Raw genomic sequence first — 17,736 nt, forward strand, 5'->3', positions numbered from 1 at the left:
TACCCTTGGTCGTCGAGCCCTTCGCGTTCGACGGACATCCCCACGGCCCGAGAAGAGACCTGATGCACCTGCGCCCCCTGACGACCACCCTCGTTGGACTGACTGCACTGACATCGGTACTCACCGGGTGCAGCGCCATCGGCGGTTCGTCCGCGGACCTCCAGATCTATTCGGCGCGCCACTACGATCTCGAGGGTGCCTTCGGACAGTTCACGGAGGAGACCGGCATCACCGTCGAGTTCATCAGCGGCGACGACGCCGAACTCCTCGAGCGCCTCAAGGCGGAGGGTGAGGACACCCCGGCGGACGTGTTCATGACCGTCGACGCGGGCAACCTCTGGAACGGCGCGCGCCAGGACGAACTGGCCCCCACCAGTTCCGCCGTGCTCGACGAGGCCGTCCCCGAGGACCTCCGCGACGCGGACGGCCGCTGGTACGGACTGGCCCTGCGCGCACGCACGGTCACCTACAACCCCGACGCCGTGGATCCCGCCGAGTTCGACGCGGTCGACACCTACGCGGGCCTCGCCGATCCGACGTGGAAGGGCCGCCTGTGCATGCGGGACGCCACCTCCGCCTACACGCAGTCCCTCGTGGCAAGCCTGATCGACCTCCACGGCCGGGAGCGGGCCCTCGAGATCGTGCGCGGCTGGGTGGCCAACGAGGTCTCCATCCTGAGCAACGACGTCCTCCTCCTGGAGGCCATCGACGCCGGGACATGCGATGTCGGCATCAACAACCACTACTACCTCGCCCGGACCCTGGCGGAGAACCCCGACCTGAAGGTGGACCTGTACTGGGCGAGCCAGGAGGGTGCCGGGACGCACGTCAACATCTCCGGTGCCGGCGTGGTGCAGGGATCGGACAACCCGGAGGACGCGCAGAAGCTCCTCGAATGGCTCGCCACCGACGGACAGAACGCCTTCGTCGACGCCAACCACGAATTCCCCGTCAACCCTGCCGTCGAACCCGAGCCGGTCATCGCCGCCTTCGGCGACTTCGAGCGCATGCCGCTGAACGCCGAGGCCTACGGGACACTGAACGCCGACGCCGTCGACCTGCTCGCCGAGGCCGGATACAAGTGACCGACACGGCGGCGCTCGCCGAACCGCGGCCGCCCCGCCGACGCCCCCGGACCCACGGAGTCGGGCGTCCCGCGTGGTCGGCACTGGTCGTCACGGTGGCCGCCGTCGTCGCCACCCCCGTCCTGGCGGTCGTCGTCGACGGCCTCGGCAACAGCGCCGCCCTCCCGCGGGACCTCGGGCAGATGATCCTCACCACCCTCGCCCTGATGCTCGGCGTCGGTGCGGGGTCGCTGGTGGTGGGCGGAGGCCTGGCCTGGCTGGTGACCGCCTACCGCTTCCCGCTGCGTAATCTCCTGGTGTGGCTGCTCGTCCTGCCACTGGCGATGCCCGCCTATGTCCTCGGGTTCGTCTTCCTCTCGGTCTTCGACGTCGCCGGGCCCGTCCAGTCCTTCCTGCGCGCCGTGTTCGGGGCCGACGTGTGGGTTCCCGAGGTACGGTCGCTGCCCGCCGCGATCATCGTCATGTCGCTCTCGCTCTACCCCTACGTCTACCTCATGGCCCGTTCGGCCCTGATCGAGCAGTCCTCGGGGACCTACGACGCGGCACGCACCCTCGGAGCGAACCGGGGCCGGGCGCTTCGGCGGGTGGTGCTGCCGCTCGCCCGGCCGTCCCTGGCCGCAGGGCTGGCCCTGGTGATGATGGAGACACTGACCGATTTCGCCACGGTGCAGTACTTCAACGTGCAGACCGTCTCCGTGGGGGTCTACCTCGTCTGGAAGGGCACGTTCGACTTCCATGCCGCGACCCGGCTCGCCGTCCTCGTCCTGCTGTTCGCCGTGGCCGTGCTGGTCGCGGAGAGGGCCCTGCGCGGGCGGGCGCGCTACCACCAGCAGGGCGGCCGGCGGCAGGGCTTCGAGCCGGAGCGGCTGCGGGGAGCACGCGCCTGGGCCGCGACGGCCCTGTGCCTGGCGGCCCTGTCCGCCGGGTTCCTGATCCCCGTCGCACAGCTCCTGGTGTGGGCGGTCGGGCAGGTCATCTCGGATGCGTCGTTCCTCGCCGACCCCAGGTTCGCGGAGTACCTGGCCAACAGCCTGCTGGTGGCAGGAGTCACCTCCCTGGTGTGCGTCGGCCTCTCCCTGTGCGTCGGTCACGCCATCCGGCTCGGCGGCGGCCGGCTCGTCTCCGGGGCGGCGCAGCTGACGACATTCGGGTACGCGGTACCCGGCGCCGTGGTGGGCATCGGGGTCCTGCTGTCCTTCGCCGCCCTCGACGCCGGACTGGAGCGCGCAGGCGTCCCCGGGGGTACCGGGCTGATCGTGACGGGTTCGGTGGTCGGCATCCTCTACGCCTATGTCATCCGCTTCCTCGCCCCCGCCTACCAGTCGGTCAGTGCGAGCCTCGAGAAGATCTCCCCCACCCTCACGGCTTCCGCCCTGAGCCTGGGTGCCGGACCGCGCCGCATGCTCGGCCGGGTGCATCTGCCCCTCGCCCGGCCCGGGGTCGCCGTGGCCCTGATGCTGGTGGTCATCGACGCCGTCAAGGAACTGCCGATCGTCCTGCTCCTGCGGCCCTTCGGCTTCACCACGGCGTCCGTGTGGGTGTACGAGCTCGCGCGGGAGAACTTCTGGGAGAAGGCATCCCTCCCGGCCCTGGTCATCGTGGCTGTCGCCATCATCCCCGTCTTCGTGCTCGTCGGTCAGACCCGACGGCGCGAGGCCCATCGAACGGTTCCCGGAAAGGCAGGACAGTGACGGCCCAGACCAAGAGTGCGCCGGCCGGTCGCGACGCAGTGGGCGCCCCTCCGGCGCTCACCCTCGAGGGAGTGACCAAGCGGTACGGATCGGCCCGGGGCGTGGAGGGGATGGACCTGGTCGTTCCCCCGGGGGAACTCCTGACGCTGATCGGCCCGTCGGGCTGCGGCAAGTCGACGACGCTGCGGCTCGTCGCCGGGCTGGAACGGCCCGACGCCGGGACGATCACCGTCGCCGGGCGGGTCGTCGCGGACACCCGCCGCTTCGTCGAACCGGAGCGCCGGCGGGTGGGGCTCGTCTTCCAGGACCATGCCCTCTTCCCGCACCTCACTGTCGGGAAGAACGTCGAGTTCGGCCTCCACGACCTGCGCAGCGGTGAGCGCCGGTCCCGCGCCGGCGAACTCCTGGACCTCGTCCAGCTGGCCCATCTCGCCGACCGCTATCCGCACGAGCTGTCGGGAGGCGAGCAGCAGCGCGTCGCCCTGGCGCGCGCACTGGCCCCGCGGCCCGCCGTCGTCCTCCTCGACGAGCCGTTCTCCAGCCTGGACGAGTCGCTGCGCGCCCAGGTCCGCCGGGACACCGTGGCGACGCTGCGCGAGACCGGCACCACCGGGGTGCTCGTCACCCATGACCAGACCGAGGCCCTGTCCGTGGGCACCCGCGTGGTCGTCATGAACAACGGCCTGATCGAACAGGCCGACTCTCCCGAGAAGGTCTTCGAACAACCGTCCACCCGGTTCGTCGCCTCCTTCATGGGTGACGCCGACTTCCTCCCCGCGCACGTGCACCGCGCCCTGCTGACCTGCGAGATCGGGATCGTCTCCACGGTCCCCGGCTGGGCGGACAGCGACGCGGACGTCGACGTCGTCCTGCGGCCCCACGAGGTGGCCCTGAGCCCGTCAGCGGACGCCACCGCGCGGGTGTCCGCGGTGGAGTACCACGGGGCGTTCGTCCTGCACCACGTCCGGCTCGCCTCGGGACGGACCCTGCGCTCCTGGCAGCCCCACGACGTGCGCCACCCCGTCGGCACACCCGTCACGGTGACCGTGGCCGCCGGCACCTCGCCCACGCTGCTCGTGGGTGACCGGGCCGTCACCACGCCGCCCGGGAACGCCCCGAGGATCGCGGTGGCACCGTGAGCCTCAACCCGGACCTCTCCGAGGCCACGTTCACCGACCTCGCCCGCCACGGGGACCGGCCCGCGGTCCTCACCGCCGACGGCGCCCTCTCGTACCGCGAGCTAGCAGCGCGGGTCGACGACGTCGCGGCGCGCCTCGGCACTGAGCGACGCCTCGTCCTGCTCGCGGCACGCAACGACGTGGAGACCCTCGTGGCCTACCTGGCGGCGATCACGGCCGGCCACCCGCTGCTCGTGGTGCCGGCGGACAAGCCCGCTGCGCTCGAGTCCCTCGTCTCCGGGTACGAGCCCGATGTGGTGCTCCGGACCGGGAACGGCTCGCTCGCCATCGACGAGCGGTGGCCCGGCACCCGGCACGAGTTGCACCCCGATCTCGCGCTGCTGCTCAGCACCTCGGGGTCCACGGGCTCCCCGAAACTGGTCCGGCTGTCGCGGGCCAACCTCGAGGAGAACGCACGGTCGATCGCCGGGTACCTGAGCATCGGCCCCGACGACCGGGCCGCCACCACCCTGCCGTTCTCCTACTGCTACGGCCTGTCGGTGGTCAACAGCCACCTGGCCCGCGGGGCCGGTCTCGTCCTCACGGACCTGTCCGTCGTCGACCCCTGTTTCTGGGACCTCTTCCGCGAGCGCGGCGCCACCTCCTTCGCCGCCGTGCCGTACAGCTTCGACCTGCTCGAGCGGGTGGGCTTCGCGGACATGGACCTGCCGACCCTGCGCTACGTCACCCAGGCGGGCGGGCGGCTCGCTCCGGAGAAGGTGCGGACCTGGGCGGAGACCGGCCAGCGGCGGGGCTGGGACCTCTTCGTCATGTACGGGGCCACGGAGGCCACCGCACGGATGGCCTACCTGCCCCCCGACCTGGCGGCGGAGCACCCGGGAACCATCGGGGTGCCGGTCCCCGGCGGCTCCTTCCGGATCGATCCCGTCGACGGCCTTCCCGCCGGGGAACTGGTCTACACCGGCCCGAACGTGATGCTGGGCTATGCCGAAGGGCCGGACGACCTCGCGCTCGGACGCGAGCTGCAGGAACTCCGGACGGGGGACCTCGCCCGCCGGCACCCGAACGGCCTCTACGAGGTGGTCGGCCGGCGCAGCCGGTTCGTCAAGATCGCCGGGCTGCGGGTGGACCTCGGGCAGGTCGAACGGATCCTCGCCGATCTGGGCGCCACCGCCGCCGCCACCGGTTCCGACGACGACGGCCTGGTCATCGCTGTCGAGGGTGACCACGACGCGGACCTGCTGTCCAAGGTGCTTGCCACCGATCTGGGACTGCCCCGGGCCGCGGTCGCGCTGCATCCGGTGGAGCGCCTGCCCCGGCTGCCCACGGGCAAGATCGACTATCCCGCCGTCCGGAACCTGGCGGCCGCGCAGGTCGTACCTCCCGCCGACGGAGGACGGCAGCAGGAGGGTCCCGCCGACGTGCCGCGGATCTTCGGGGAATGCCTCGACCGTGCGGATGTGCGTGCGACGGACACCTTCGTCTCGCTCTCCGGTGACTCGCTCTCCTACGTGGCACTGTCCGTCCGGCTCGAGGCCGCCCTCGGGCCGCTGCCCGCCAACTGGCATCTCCTGCCCGTCGGCGAACTGTCCGGCCGCAGCAGGCCACGGCGTCGGCGGCTCATCTCCTTCCTGGAACCGTCGATCGTGCTGCGGGCCGTCGCGATCATCTGCATCGTCGCCGCCCATGTGGAGCTGTTCACGTTCCATACCGCGCACCTGCTGTTCGTCGTCGCCGGTTTCAACTTCGCCCGCTTCCAGCTGACCGGGAACCGTCCCGAGCGGCTGCGGCGCCATGCTCGGAGCCTGGCGAGGATCGTCGTCCCGTCGGTCGCCTTCATCGCGGTGGCCTATGTCCTCACCGACAACTACAGCGTCGCCAACATCTTCCTGCTCAACGGCATGGTGGGGCCGCAGGAGGTGACCAGCGAGTGGCACTTCTGGTTCGTCGAGATGCTGGTCTACGTACTCGTCGCGGTCATGCTCCTGCTGGCCGTCCCCTGGGTGGACCGGCTCGAGCGCCGCGTGCCGTTCGCGTTCGCCCTGGGTGTCCTGGCTGTCACGCTGCTCAGCCGGTACGACATCGTCGACCCCGGCCTGCCCAAGCCCCTGCCCGTCTTCTGGCTCTTCGTGCTCGGCTGGGCGGTCGCACGGGCCGGCGACACCCGGCGTCGCCTGCTGGTGTCGGCCCTTGCCGCGCTGACGGTGCCGGGTTCCTTCGACGAGCCGCTCCGTGAGGTGACCATCGTGCTGGGCCTGCTGCTCATCACGTGGGTGCCGGCGCTGCCCGTGCCGTCGATCCTGCGCCGCGTCACGGGCTGGCTCGCCGCGGCGTCGCTGTACATCTACCTCACGCACTGGCTCGTCTACCCGATGCTGATGCCCTTCGGCCAGGTCGTCGCAGTCGTCGGATGCCTGCCGGTCGGGGTCGGTTACTGGGCGCTGTGCCGGTGGGCGCCCGTCGCGTTCGTACGGTGGAGGCGGCGCAGGGCCCCGATTCTCGCGTCGTAGGTCCTGCCGGGGGTCACCGGGATCGCGCGGGCTGCGCCGCGGGCCACAGCACGTCCAGTGAATGGAGCGCGTGCCTCCGCGCGATGGCGACGACGGCGGACGCGCACGTCTCGGCATCGCTCCCCGCGTCGTGGTGCCTGAACGCGCCCAAACCGAGGGCCTTCGCGACATCCGGCAGCTTGTGGGACTCGAGGCCGAGGAGGCGCCGTGCCAGATGGACGGAGCAATGGAACGCTGTCTCGGGCACGGGAAGACCCGACTCCGTGCAGGCACCCCGCAGCACGGACCGGTCGAAGGAGGCGTTGTGCGCCACGAACGAGTCGGTGGCGGCGAACGCCTGGATACGCCGCAGGCTCTCGGGCCACCGGGGAGCCGTCCGGACGTCGGCAGGGCGGATTCCGTGGACCTCGATGTTCCGCGGCGCGAACTCCCCCACCGCATGAGGTGGCCTGATCAGCCACGACGCCGAGTCGACGACGACGCCGTGCCGCACCTTCGCGAGGCCGACGGCGCAGACCGAACCGCGCTTGCTGTTCGCGGTCTCGAAGTCGATAGCCGTGAAGTTGAGACCGTGCACTGTTCCCCCTGAAGACCCCACCGCTGGTTCCGCGGCCTCCGACAGCCTACCGGCCGCAGATCGCACGATCCCGCAGCGCCGCCGTCCGCGAGGTGCGGAAACACTGACGGAATCCTGCCTCGAACCCGTGCGGTCGGCGGACCGGCAGCGGCCCCGCGGCCGATAGATTCGTGGTACCCGGCGAGGCTCAGCTCGCGCGGGACGCGCAAGGGGACTCTCATGATCATCGGACACCGGCGATGACCGCCGCCGTACCACTCGACGGCGAAGCCGCGTACGTGGAGCCCGAGACCCTGGGGCTGCTCAAGCGCCGCATACCCGGGCAGTCCGTGATGGAGGAGCTCCTCGACACCCACGCCCGGAGCACAGGGCGCGGGCTTCTCGCGCGCGTCCTGGGGGTCCACCCGCTGAGTTCCGAGAGCCGTCCCTGGTACTGGGGCGCGCTGGGCGAGCGCGCCACCGGTCGCACGCTGGCCTCGCTGGGACCGGAGTGGACGGTCCTGCACGCCGTCCCCGTGGGTGAGAAGTCGGCCGACATCGACCACGTGGTGATCGGCCCCACGGGCATCTTCACGATCAACGCGAAACGCCACCCCGGCCAGAACATCTGGACGGCGAAGGGCACCTTCATGGTCGCCGGGACCCGCTACCCGTACGTCCGCAATTCCGAGCACGAGGCGACCCGGGCAGGAAAGCTGCTCTCGGCCGCGGTCCGTCAGAATGTCGTGGCTACAGCCGGAATCGTCGTCGTCGGCGCGCGTCAGGTGACGGTCAAGGAGAAGCACCGGACGGTCTCGGTGCTAAGCCAGGCTCAATTGCTGCGCTGGATCACCCGGCGGCCGGTCGTCTACTCCCCCGAGCAGGTGGCCCTCCTGTCGGCGGCCGCTGCGCAGCCCTCCACCTGGCGGCGCACCACGCCCCTCCTCCGTGATGCGGCGGAAATCATGGGCCCGTTCGAGGCACTGCACCAGCTCGTGGAGCAGGCACGACGACGGCGGATCGGCTGGCTCCTGGCCGCTCCGGTCGCCTTCCTCGCGTCGGTTGCCGGCGTGCTGCCGTCCTTCTGACGCTTCGCGACCCGAGAGTTCCTCCGTGCTCCATTTCCCTTCGAAGAACACCGCCGCCCACAGGCCGGCCCAAACCGATGTGGCTCGCCTGCATCAGCTCCTGGGCGACCACGTATGGGCCTTCAGCAACTGCCGCGTGGACGCGCCGGGCCTGCAGGTGGCCGAGGTCGACTGGCTCTTCTACAACTCGCTGAAGGGCACCTTCATCCTGAGCGAGTGGAAAAGGTACCCCGCCGCAGTGGTACAGGTGATGGACGAGGGGAAGCCCTGGCTCCTAGCGAGTGGGTCCACCGTTTCCAACCCCGTGGAACAGGTGGGCAGGCAGCTTCAAGCTGTGCGCCGGGCGCTGCAGCTCAACATTTGCAGGAAGTACTTTCCGGCTGCCGAGCAGCATTCGATCAACCTGTATCCCAGCGTCTACTCACCGCAGATCAATGGGGAAACCCGGCGGGAACGGCTGCGGTACGGGGTGGTGCACGGATCGCTCGAGGAGGTCGCCCAGATGGTGGAGCGCAGAGCCGTAACCACTCCCCTGGTCGTTCCCGACGGCAGCGCACGCATCGACCTGGTGGAAGCGCTGGCCGAACTCTTCCGTTGCTCGATCAGCTCGGCGGCGCGCCGGAAGATCCACCCTCCGGTGCCTACACGGCCCGATCCTGCTGTCCGCATGGCAGCGATCCATCGTGAGCTGGCCGCGCTCCACGTCGAACTGGCCACACTGCTCGACAGCCCTGGGACCCAGGCAGTCCCGGGCCCCGCCGTGCCGGTGACCGTTCCTCCGGTTCCCGCTGCCGTGCCCGCCCCATCCGTGTTGGTCCCCGCTCCGGCGCCAGCACCGCCGTTGCCATTGCTGTCACCCGCCTCGACACCCGCCCGCGCGGTCACCGCTGCCCCGAGGACCGCGCATCTGCAGCACCACGTCACCACGCATGTCCCGTTGTCGAAGGCGAAGGCCCAGCACGTTTGCGCCGCGTTCCTCGCCGCCCTGCAGGACGGCCAGTTCCGGCACAGCGGTGTCCACATCGGGTTGTTCGGCAGCCTGGTCGGACAGCGCCTCAAGGGCGGCCCGGCACTCGCCAGTCTCGCTCCCGGCAGCCTCCGGACGTGGTGCCTCGCGCAGGCGGCAGCTGCCGGCGTAGCAGCGTCCATCGACGCGATTGATCCTTCGATCGTCCGGCTCACGGGATAGCAGAGGGCACTCGCTGCGACCGATCTCGACCTACAGATCCGGTGCCTGCTTCGCCCAGCCCGTCGCCTGCTCGAACGCATACGCCACCTGCAGCAGCTCCACGTCGCTGCCGTGCGGCATCGCCAACTGCAGGCCGACCGGCAGCCCGCCCTCGCTGAAGCCCGCCGGCACCGAGACCGCCGGCAGTCCCGTCGCCGAGATCAGGGTCGCGGAGCGCATCCAGTCGACGTACGTGTCGAACTCGACGCCGTTAACGGAAGTCGGATACCGCTCGGTGGCGTCGAACGGCAGCACCTGAGCGGTAGGGCTCGCGAAGACGTCGTAATTCCCGAAGTAGCGGCGCACGCTGGCATCGAGCCGCGTCCGGGCCAGGGCAGCGTCGACCATATCCTGCGCGGCCAGCTGCTGGCCCTGCTCCACGTTCCACCGGATCTCCTGCTTGATCATCTCGCCGTGCTTCTTCACCACGCCGCCGAGGCCGAGCACGAAGTCGAAGGCGCGGGTCGTCCGGAAGACCAGATCGGCCTCGCGCAGGTCGGGCGAAGCTTCCTCGACCACGGCACCGAGGTCGGTGAAGACCTGCAGCTGCCCCTCGAGCACCCGCAGCACCTCACGGTCCACGGGCACGCCGAGGCCGAAGTCGGCCGACCAGCCGATCCGTAGCCCGGTCAGGTCGCGCTCCAGCGGCGCTGCGAACGAGCCCGCCACCGGATAGGCGTAGGGCACGGCAGGATCCGCCCCGGCAATCGCGGTCATACCCAGGGCGATGTCCCCGACCTCGCGCGCCATCAGCCCGGCGCGGTTCAGCCACGCCCAGGCATTGCGGGTCGGCAGGGAGGGGACGACCCCGATCGACGGACGGTATCCGGCCACGTTGCAAAACGACGCCGGGTTGCGGAGCGAACCACCCATGTCGCTGCCGTCGCCGAGCGGCTGGATCCGCGCCGCGATCGAGGCGGCCACTCCCCCGCTGCTGCCGCCCGCGCTCCGGGTGGTGTCGTACGGATTGACCGTCGTCCCGAACACCTCGTTGAAGGTGTGGGCGCCGGCGGCGAACTCCGGCACGTTCGTCTTGCCGGTCGTCACGACGCCGGCGCTCTTCAGGCGGCTGATGATCAGATCGTCGAATGTCGGGACGAAGTCCCGGAAGGCCATCGACCCCTGTGTGGTGCGCAGGCCCTTCGTGTTGTGCGTGTCCTTGTGCGTCATCGGCAGCCCGTGCAGCGGCGGCAACTGCGCACCCGATGCCGTCAGTTCGTCCGCTGCGGCTGCGAGCGCGGCGGCGCGTTCCCGATCCTCCGTGACGACGGCGTTGATCGCACCGTTGACGGCGTCGATCCTCTCGAAGTGCGCCTCGAGCGCTTCCCGGGCGGACACCTCACGACGGCGGATGGCGCCGGTCAGCTCGACGGCGGACAGTTCGTGGAGCGCACCGGTCACGCGCCGGTCCCCACCCTGGACAGCAGAGCTGCCAGCGCCGCCCGAACGCCGGTGGTCAGCGTCGGCTCGATCGCCGGCGCGAAGAACGGCGAGTGGTTGCCCGGCACCTGGCCGTCGCCGTCGAGCAGTTCCTGCGGGTGCCCACCGAAGAACCAGTAGACGCTCGGGACGCCGATCGCCGCAGCCAGGAGACCGAAGTCCTCGCTGCCCATCACCGGCGGCGCCTCGATGACGGCGTCCTCACCGAGCACCCCGCCCAGTACGGTGATGAGGTCCTCTGTGGAGGAGGGGTCGTTGTAGCACTGGGGGAAGCTCGTGATCTCCTCGATGACCGGCTCCGGCGCGCCCGACGCCGCGGCCTCCGCACTGATGATGCGCCGCAGCGAAGCGAGCACGCGCTCGCGCACATCGACGTCGAACGTGCGGACATTGAGGGTGAACTCGGCCGATGCCGGGATGATGTTCTCCTTCAGCCCGCCGTGGAAGGTGCCGATCGTGACAACGGCTGACTTCATCGGATGCACCTCGCGGGAGACGACCGTCTGGAGCCGCACGACCATGTGCGCGCCGAGCACGATCGGGTCGATCGACTGCTCGGGCTGCGATCCGTGCGCCTGTTTCCCGAGCACCGTGACCTTCCACGAGTCGGCCATGGCCATCGCCGTGCCCGTGGTGATGTTCACGGTGCCGGCGAGGCCCGGCCAGACGTGCTGCCCGTAGACGATGTCCGGCCGCGGTGCCTTGTCCCACAGGCCGTCCTCGACCATGGCCTCTGCGCCCTCGCCGATCTCCTCACCGGGCTGGAAGACGAACACCACGGTGCCAGACCAGGCGTCGCGGTTCTCCGTCAGGAGCTGAGCGGTGGTGAGTGCCACCGTCACGTGGGTGTCGTGGCCGCATCCGTGCATCACGGGAACCTCCGTGCCGTCGGCGAGGGCGCCCGTCGTCGTGCTCGCGTAGTCCAGTCCGGTGTCCTCCTGGATGGGCAACCCGTCCGTGTCGGCGCGGAAGGCGACCACCGGTCCATCGCCGTTGCGCAGGACCCCGACGACGCCGGTTCCACCGCACATGAACGCATCCAGCCCGAGGTGCCCCAGCCTCTCGAGGATGAACGCGGCCGTGTGCGTCTCCTGCATGGACAGCTCTGGGTGGGCGTGCAGGTGCCGGTACAGCTCGTGCATGGCGGTGGTGTGCGCGTCGGTGAGCTCGAAGACGGCGTTGTCGATGGTCATGGTGTCCTTCCGGAGGGTTCGATATCGGAGCTTAGTCGACGAGGGCCTGCACATCGGTTGGCGTCGTCGAGCGCGGGAACCCTACGCGGTGACGGTCGTACGACGGCGCGGTCGATGCCCGATGATGCCGGAAGCGGTGGAGCGGAATTTATCCCTGCCCGCCCGGGTTGAGTAGGGTACATGCATATGCATGAAGAAGAAGGAGCATCATCATGAAGATCACCGTTGTCAGCGCGGGCCTCGGGGTCCCGTCCTCCAGTCGGATGCTCGCCGACCAGCTCTCGCACGCGGTTAGTGAGGAACTGACCGCCCGTGGGAAGTCAGTGGCCGTCAGTACTGTCGAGGTGCGGGACTACGCCGTCGATATCGCGAACAACCTCGTCACCGGTTTCGCTCCGCCGTCCCTGGCCTCGATGCTGCGGGAGATCACGGAAGCCGACGCACTGGTGGTGGTGACCCCGGTCTTCTCCGGGTCCTACAGTGGACTGCTCAAGTCGCTCTTCGACGTCATCGACAACACCGCGTTGCGGGGGATGCCCGTCATCCTCGGAGCGACAGGAGGAAGCGCTCGCCACTCGCTCATGCTCGACCACGCGATGCGTCCGCTCTTCTCCTACCTGCGGGCGCGTGTGGTTCCCACCGCGGTTTATGCGTCTCCGCAGGACTGGGGTGCGGGCGACGACGACGAGCCGGTCCTAAACGAGAGGGTTCGCCGGGCTGCGCGGGAACTGGCTGAGATGACCGGGACATACTCAACACCCCGATCGCCCGAAGAGCCTCTCGCTTCACTGCCGTTCGAAGACCTCCTGGCCAACATCACGAAACCGGCCGGACAGCGCACGCAAGCACCGGAGCACTCCTCGAACCGCTGACCATCCCGCCCTCCGGCGTCGACCACAGGCTCCCCGAGCCGGCCCAGCAACAAGCATCCAACCCACAGGAAGTAACCATGGAAATCGGCGTTTTCACCGTCAGTGACATCACGCGGAACCCTCTCACCGGCGAGATCCCCACCGAGAACCAACGCATCAAAGCAGCCGTCGCCATCGCCAAGAAGGCCGAAGAGATCGGGATGGATGTCTACGCCACCGGCGAGCACCACAACCCACCCTTCTACGCCAGCTCCCCCACGACGATCCTCGGATACATCGCCGCCCAGACCGAGCGGATCACCCTCTCGACCTCCACCACGCTGATCACCACCAACGACCCGGTGAAGATCGCCGAGGACTTCGCCACGTTGCAGCACCTCGCCGACGGTCGGGTCGACCTGATCCTCGGACGCGGCAACACCGGGCCGGTGTACCCGTGGTTCGGGAAAAACCAGCAGGACAGTGTCGAGCTGACCATCGAGAACTACCACCTGCTGCGCCAGCTCTGGGACAACGACGTCGTGAACTGGGAGGGGAAGTTCCGCACTCCGCTGCGCAACTTCACCTCCACCCCGCGCCCGCTCGACGGCGTCGCCCCCTTCGTCTGGCACGGCGCCATCCGCACCCCGCAGATCGCCGAGATCGCCGCCTACTTCGGTGATGGTTTCTTCGCGAACAACATCTTCTGGCCCAAGGAGCACTACCAGCAGCTCATCGGTCTCTACCGCGAACGCTACGCCCACTACGGCCACGGAGCGGCGGACCAGGCGATCGTCGGCCTGGGCGGTCAGTTCTTCATGGCGAAGAAGTCACAGGATGCCGTCAACGAGTTCCGACCGTTCTTCGACAATGCACCCGTGTACGGCCACGGACCGTCGATGGAGGACTTCATGGCGCAGACGCCGCTGACAGTCGGCAGCCCGCAGGAGGTCATCGAGAAGACGCTGTCCTTCCAGGAGTTCTTCGGCGACTACCAGCGCCAACTGTTCCTGATCGATCACGCGGGCCTGCCACTGAAGACCGTGCTGAACCAGCTGGACCTCTTCGGCGAACTGGTCCTGCCCGAGCTGCGCGCTGAGTTCGCGAAACGCCGCCCGGCTCACGTTCCTGACAGGCCGGTCCACACCACCCGCAAGGCCAGCCCGGTCCCGGCTCCGGCCTGACTTCCCGTCGGAGGGCCCCTCGGGACCCGACGGGGGTGACGGACGAGAAGGAGGCGCCGGTCGACCGACCGGCGCCTCCTTCTCGTGCCCCGCCTCGAGCCTTCGCGGGCTGTTCATCTCGGGGCTTCGCTGACTCCACCCGCCAGTGGCCCGGCATCGACAGCGTGGAACCGACACCAACGCTGCCCGACGAGGAGATCTCCCGTGAAAGCAATCGTCCGCGCCATCACCCTGCTGCTGTCCGCAGTCCTCGTGACCGGTGCTGCGAAGCCCGCCGTCGAGGACTTCCCCGCCACGGTCGACGGCGGCGCCTGGCCCGCCGGCCATGTGCAGGGCATCGCCGTCGACACGGAGAACGAGGTGGTCTACTACTCCTTCACCTCGATGCTCGTGAAGACCGACCTCGACGGCACCGTGCTCGGCACCGTCACCGGTTTCACCGGGCACCTCGGCGACCTCGACTTCAACGAGAAGGACGGTCGTGTCTACGGGTCGCTCGAGTACAAGGAGGCCGAGTCCTTCTACATCGCCATCTTCGACGTGGACCGGATCACCGGGATGGACATGGACGCCGAGACGGACGGCATCGTCACCGCCGTCTACCTCGACGAGGTGGTGCAGGACTTCACCGCGGACATGGACGGTGACGGCGTGTTCGACGGCAATATCGCCGACACCCCGGACCACCGCTACGGCAGCAGCGGCATCGACGGCGTCTCCTTCGGCCCCGCGTTCGGCCGCAAGAACGGTAAGGAGTTCCTCACGGTCGCCTACGGCGTCTACTCGAACACCGAGCGCACCGACAACGACCACCAGGTGCTGCTGCAGTACGACGTCGCCGGTTGGAAGAAATACGAGCGGCCCCTCACCCAGGTGGCCCCGCACACCAGTGGCCCCGTCACCACCGACGGCAAGTACTTCGTCCGTACCGGCAACACCACCTACGGCGTGCAGAACTTGAACTACGACGCCTTCACCCACACCTGGCTCCTCGGCGTCTACAAGGGCGTGAAAGAGCAGTTCCCCAACTACTCGCTCTTCGCCGTCGACGGCGCCTCCCGCCCCACGCGCGGCGTCCTCGGGGGCCAGCCCACCTACGAGGAAGGTCTGCTCCTGCCCCTCCTCCAGCAGGGCCTCCACCACGAGCCCACGGGCATCCGTGGCTGGAACTTCACCGCAGACGTCGGCATGGAGTCGCTCGGCAACGGCTACTTCTACATCGCCACGCAGGGCCGCGTCGTCGAAGACGGCATCACCCGGCAGACTGCGGTGCTCGACCTCTACCGCTGGACCGGAGCGGCAGAGTCGCCCTTCGAGCTCGTACGAAGGTAGCGTCAGGCAGGCTCACCGACCGGCCGGCACGGGCAGCACGACCGCTAAGCACCAAGGGCCCGCAGGATGCACAAATCCGGCTAGACGCGACCCGCCACACGGGCCCGCGTCCGTTTCGTCGCCTTCGCGATCAGTCCTTCGAGAGGCCCCTGATCATGCCAGCGGCGCCACTGGAACGCGAACACTGTGGCAACGGCGATCTGGATGACCAGTGAACCACCGGATTGGTTCGCCAGGAATCCCGTGGAAAGGACGAGCAGATGAGCCGAGTACAACGTCAAGGTCATACTGCCAAGTGCTGCAAGCGGAGCGAACTCCGCAGCAGCCACGCGGGAGAGCAGCAGCACCAGGCCCAGGACCGCCATGGACGTCCCCACGGTGTTCAGCTTCTCCAACACCGTGGTGGAGTGCGGCGCGAGGATCGCCTGCCACCACAGCGACGTTGCCGGTAGTTGGCTTTCGGGCCCCCAGACCAGGATGTGCCGGATCGCTTCAGCATCAAGCTCCGGTGAGGCTTCCTGGAGCCGGGCAAAACCTCCGAACGGGCCCAGAAGCAGAGCTGACAGCACCCATGTGCTGACGGCCAGGATCAACCCGGCAGCGGTCACCCGGATCTGGATCACGCGAGATCCGAGATTCAGGCGACCTATGGCAAGCCCGGCGCAGATGTAGGCCATGTAGGGCACCGCGGGGTACACACCTGTCAGGAGCAGTTCGGTCACAAGCATCAGTGGGTCGGCGAAGAGGGAGGTGAACGTGGGCTCGAAATCAGGCAGGGGCAACGAGGCCCGGAGCACCGGGACCACCAGAGGACCGACCACCGCCACCGCTGCCGCGACAAGTGCCAGTGCCCGAGTGGATAGTGCCAGCAGGGGGACTGCCAGCAGGAACATCACCCCGTAGTAGGCCAGGATGATGGAGACCGGCGGGTCGGCGTAACCAAGGGCGAGCCCCAGGGCCATGATGAGGGCCGCACGGACCGCCAGTGATGCGCGGGCCGCCTTGAGCGCCCTGCCCTTCACCGGATTCCGACCACCAGAGGCGAAAGCAAGCGATACACCAGCCAGCAGGGCGAACAGCGCAGCGGAATGACCGGCGAAGACCGTCCACAGCACGGTGGGCTCGAAATCATCGTCTGTGGGCGGAAGAACGTGAACGATCATGAGGCCGATGAGCGCCAGACCACGCGCCGCATCCACGCCCGTCAGTCGGACTTTCGCCCCAGCGTCAGAAGGCCGCATCTGTTCTCCTCACTAGCTCCAACCGGCTCCAGGGAACTGGGTGTGCCCCTGGGGACCACCGACACGTCCGGTCCGGCTCCTCAGACCCTGTTGGGGGGAAGGCTGCCCGCTCTACCCCTCACCTGCCGGCGTCCAGCGATCACCAGCTTCTTGGCGCGGTAGAACAGCTGGGGGGACAGGGCCATCAGGCGTTGCTTGACGGCGCGCTGCGCCGTGTCACGAACACGCCGCGCCAACGGGGGCGTCCCGTAGCTCTCCACGAGCTGCAGATGGGTGGCGTAGTACCACTTGTAGGACTCGGTGCCCAGCAGCAGATCGAAACTGCGGTGCCCCAACCGGTAGCTGTGCTCCAGCAGACGCATCCGCAGCTCCCTGCCGACGCCGTACACGGCAACCGCGGGATCGTAGGCCGAGAGCACGTCCAGGTAATCGTCCTCCCACACGAACCCCGCATGCACCGCCACGCACCGGCCCTCCAGCCGCAGCGTCGAGACGACGAGATGTCCGTCCCGGTACAGGGCCTTGAGCATCAGCAGGGCCCGGGGGTCCTCGAGCGTCTCGTGGCCGCCCTCGTACTGGCCGATCTTCCACCCGATGCACGAATCCAGTGCCGCCGGATCCCGGTCATCGAAGGTGAACACCGGGTCGCCGAACGCATCGGTCATCCTCCGGAGTTTCTTGCGTTGCGCTGCCAACAGGTTCCTGCTCCTCCCGCTGAGAAGGGCGAGGTAGTCCTCCCAGGTGCTGAAGCGTTCCCAGACGATCAGCGGTGCCGGCTCCTGGGCGAACAGGGGAAGAGAAGATTCGGGATCACGGTCCTGCAGGGCGATCACCGAGGTCACGAGCCTGGGCAGGTAGGAGACGGTGCCCTGCGAGGGACTCCCGGCGGGGTCCTGGGCCGGGACTTCGGCGGGAAGGGGTTTGACGTAGTCGTAGAACGGCCCATCGGTGACGGGCCTGCCCCCGTCGATCTCGACCAGCCGCACCTGCTGCCCCTCAAGGGCGTACGTCTTGAACGCGTAAGTGCTCGCTCGATGGTAGTCCCGGGCAAGCGCCGTCAGGAAAATGTCGGATGCGAAGAAGTCCATGCCTATCGTCCTACCGTCGCCGTCGTTCTGGCCCTCGGATTCGGCTTCTGAGCTGACCAGCGCGCTCAGTATATGGGCCTCCTTCCACACTGCGGAGACCGATCTGCAGG

General features: G+C 68.7%; 14 protein-coding genes. 9 read left to right on the forward strand and 5 right to left on the reverse strand.

The annotated features are described in order from the left end of the window. The first annotated feature begins 62 nt into the window (after positions 1 to 62). From CI785_RS05560 to CI785_RS05575, 4 genes are read left to right on the forward strand one after another with little or no spacing between them, the layout of a single operon-like run. Positions 63 to 1,085 carry an extracellular solute-binding protein gene (locus tag CI785_RS05560; protein ID WP_105031102.1) on the forward strand — a complete coding sequence of 341 codons (1,023 nt, stop codon included), beginning with the start codon at positions 63 to 65 and terminating at the stop codon, positions 1,083 to 1,085. Beyond that, positions 1,082 to 2,776, forward strand: coding sequence for an ABC transporter permease (locus CI785_RS05565; RefSeq protein WP_105031103.1), 1,695 nt, complete (start codon positions 1,082 to 1,084; stop codon positions 2,774 to 2,776). The genes CI785_RS05560 and CI785_RS05565 overlap by 4 nt, the downstream gene beginning before the upstream one ends. Continuing rightward, positions 2,773 to 3,915 carry an ABC transporter ATP-binding protein gene (locus tag CI785_RS05570; RefSeq protein WP_105031104.1) on the forward strand — a complete coding sequence of 381 codons (1,143 nt, stop codon included), beginning with the start codon at positions 2,773 to 2,775 and terminating at the stop codon, positions 3,913 to 3,915. The genes CI785_RS05565 and CI785_RS05570 overlap by 4 nt, the downstream gene beginning before the upstream one ends. Further along, positions 3,912 to 6,425 carry an AMP-binding protein gene (locus tag CI785_RS05575; RefSeq protein WP_105031105.1) on the forward strand — a complete coding sequence of 838 codons (2,514 nt, stop codon included), beginning with the start codon at positions 3,912 to 3,914 and terminating at the stop codon, positions 6,423 to 6,425. The genes CI785_RS05570 and CI785_RS05575 overlap by 4 nt, the downstream gene beginning before the upstream one ends. A gap of 13 nt (positions 6,426 to 6,438) precedes the next feature. On the opposite strand, the gene CI785_RS05580 is transcribed toward CI785_RS05575, so the two are convergent. Beyond that, on the reverse strand, positions 6,439 to 7,002 hold the full coding sequence (locus CI785_RS05580; protein ID WP_157940172.1) for a 3'-5' exonuclease: 564 nt from the start codon (positions 7,000 to 7,002) through the stop codon (positions 6,439 to 6,441). A 239-nt stretch (positions 7,003 to 7,241) separates the two neighbouring features. Here CI785_RS05580 and CI785_RS05585 point away from each other — a divergent pair, with 239 nt between their 5' ends. Beyond that, positions 7,242 to 8,069 carry a nuclease-related domain-containing protein gene (locus tag CI785_RS05585; protein ID WP_105031107.1) on the forward strand — a complete coding sequence of 276 codons (828 nt, stop codon included), beginning with the start codon at positions 7,242 to 7,244 and terminating at the stop codon, positions 8,067 to 8,069. A 25-nt stretch (positions 8,070 to 8,094) separates the two neighbouring features. After that, positions 8,095 to 9,258, forward strand: a complete 1,164-nt coding sequence (locus CI785_RS05590; protein WP_157940173.1) for a hypothetical protein — start codon at positions 8,095 to 8,097, stop codon at positions 9,256 to 9,258. Between the two features lie 30 nt (positions 9,259 to 9,288). Here the strand turns inward: CI785_RS05590 and CI785_RS05595 are convergent, their stop codons facing one another. Then, positions 9,289 to 10,698 carry an amidase gene (locus CI785_RS05595; protein WP_105031109.1) on the reverse strand — a complete coding sequence of 470 codons (1,410 nt, stop codon included), beginning with the start codon at positions 10,696 to 10,698 and terminating at the stop codon, positions 9,289 to 9,291. Next, positions 10,695 to 11,930, reverse strand: coding sequence for an amidohydrolase (locus CI785_RS05600; protein ID WP_105031110.1), 1,236 nt, complete (start codon positions 11,928 to 11,930; stop codon positions 10,695 to 10,697). The genes CI785_RS05595 and CI785_RS05600 overlap by 4 nt, the downstream gene beginning before the upstream one ends. A 212-nt stretch (positions 11,931 to 12,142) precedes the next feature. Here CI785_RS05600 and CI785_RS05605 point away from each other — a divergent pair, with 212 nt between their 5' ends. The 3 genes from CI785_RS05605 (at position 12,143) to CI785_RS05615 (ending at position 15,297) form a co-directional block, all read left to right on the forward strand. Then, positions 12,143 to 12,802 (forward strand): FMN reductase, encoded by a 660-nt coding sequence (locus CI785_RS05605; protein WP_105031111.1) that lies wholly within the window; start codon positions 12,143 to 12,145, stop codon positions 12,800 to 12,802. Positions 12,803 to 12,879: 77 nt separating this feature from the next. Continuing rightward, on the forward strand, positions 12,880 to 13,965 hold the full coding sequence (locus tag CI785_RS05610) for a CE1758 family FMN-dependent luciferase-like monooxygenase (RefSeq protein WP_105031112.1): 1,086 nt from the start codon (positions 12,880 to 12,882) through the stop codon (positions 13,963 to 13,965). Positions 13,966 to 14,169: 204 nt separating this feature from the next. Further along, positions 14,170 to 15,297: a hypothetical protein gene (locus CI785_RS05615; RefSeq protein ID WP_105031113.1), complete on the forward strand. Its 1,128-nt coding sequence runs from the start codon at positions 14,170 to 14,172 to the stop codon at positions 15,295 to 15,297. A gap of 80 nt (positions 15,298 to 15,377) precedes the next feature. Here CI785_RS05615 and CI785_RS05620 read toward each other — a convergent pair whose 3' ends face one another. Beyond that, positions 15,378 to 16,538, reverse strand: a complete 1,161-nt coding sequence (locus CI785_RS05620; RefSeq protein ID WP_105031114.1) for a heparan-alpha-glucosaminide N-acetyltransferase domain-containing protein — start codon at positions 16,536 to 16,538, stop codon at positions 15,378 to 15,380. Positions 16,539 to 16,618: 80 nt separating this feature from the next. Next, positions 16,619 to 17,626: a GNAT family N-acetyltransferase gene (locus CI785_RS05625; protein ID WP_157940174.1), complete on the reverse strand. Its 1,008-nt coding sequence runs from the start codon at positions 17,624 to 17,626 to the stop codon at positions 16,619 to 16,621. Between the last annotated feature and the right edge of the window lie 110 nt (positions 17,627 to 17,736).

Source organism: Arthrobacter ruber, from assembly GCF_002954225.1.
Classification (GTDB): Bacteria; Actinomycetota; Actinomycetes; order Actinomycetales; family Micrococcaceae; genus Arthrobacter_D; species Arthrobacter_D ruber.

Bases quoted from the DNA above. Each gene is read 5' to 3' on its own strand.
- CI785_RS05620 (WP_105031114.1), bottom strand. From the start codon at position 16,538: ATGCGGCCTTCTGACGCTGGGGCGAAAGTCCGACTGACGGGCGTGGAT.
- CI785_RS05585 (WP_105031107.1), top strand. From the start codon at position 7,242: ATGACCGCCGCCGTACCACTCGACGGCGAAGCCGCGTACGTGGAGCCC.
- CI785_RS05560 (WP_105031102.1), top strand. From the start codon at position 63: ATGCACCTGCGCCCCCTGACGACCACCCTCGTTGGACTGACTGCACTG.
- CI785_RS05625 (WP_157940174.1), bottom strand. From the start codon at position 17,626: ATGGACTTCTTCGCATCCGACATTTTCCTGACGGCGCTTGCCCGGGAC.
- CI785_RS05600 (WP_105031110.1), bottom strand. From the start codon at position 11,930: ATGACCATCGACAACGCCGTCTTCGAGCTCACCGACGCGCACACCACC.
- CI785_RS05605 (WP_105031111.1), top strand. From the start codon at position 12,143: ATGAAGATCACCGTTGTCAGCGCGGGCCTCGGGGTCCCGTCCTCCAGT.
- CI785_RS05610 (WP_105031112.1), top strand. From the start codon at position 12,880: ATGGAAATCGGCGTTTTCACCGTCAGTGACATCACGCGGAACCCTCTC.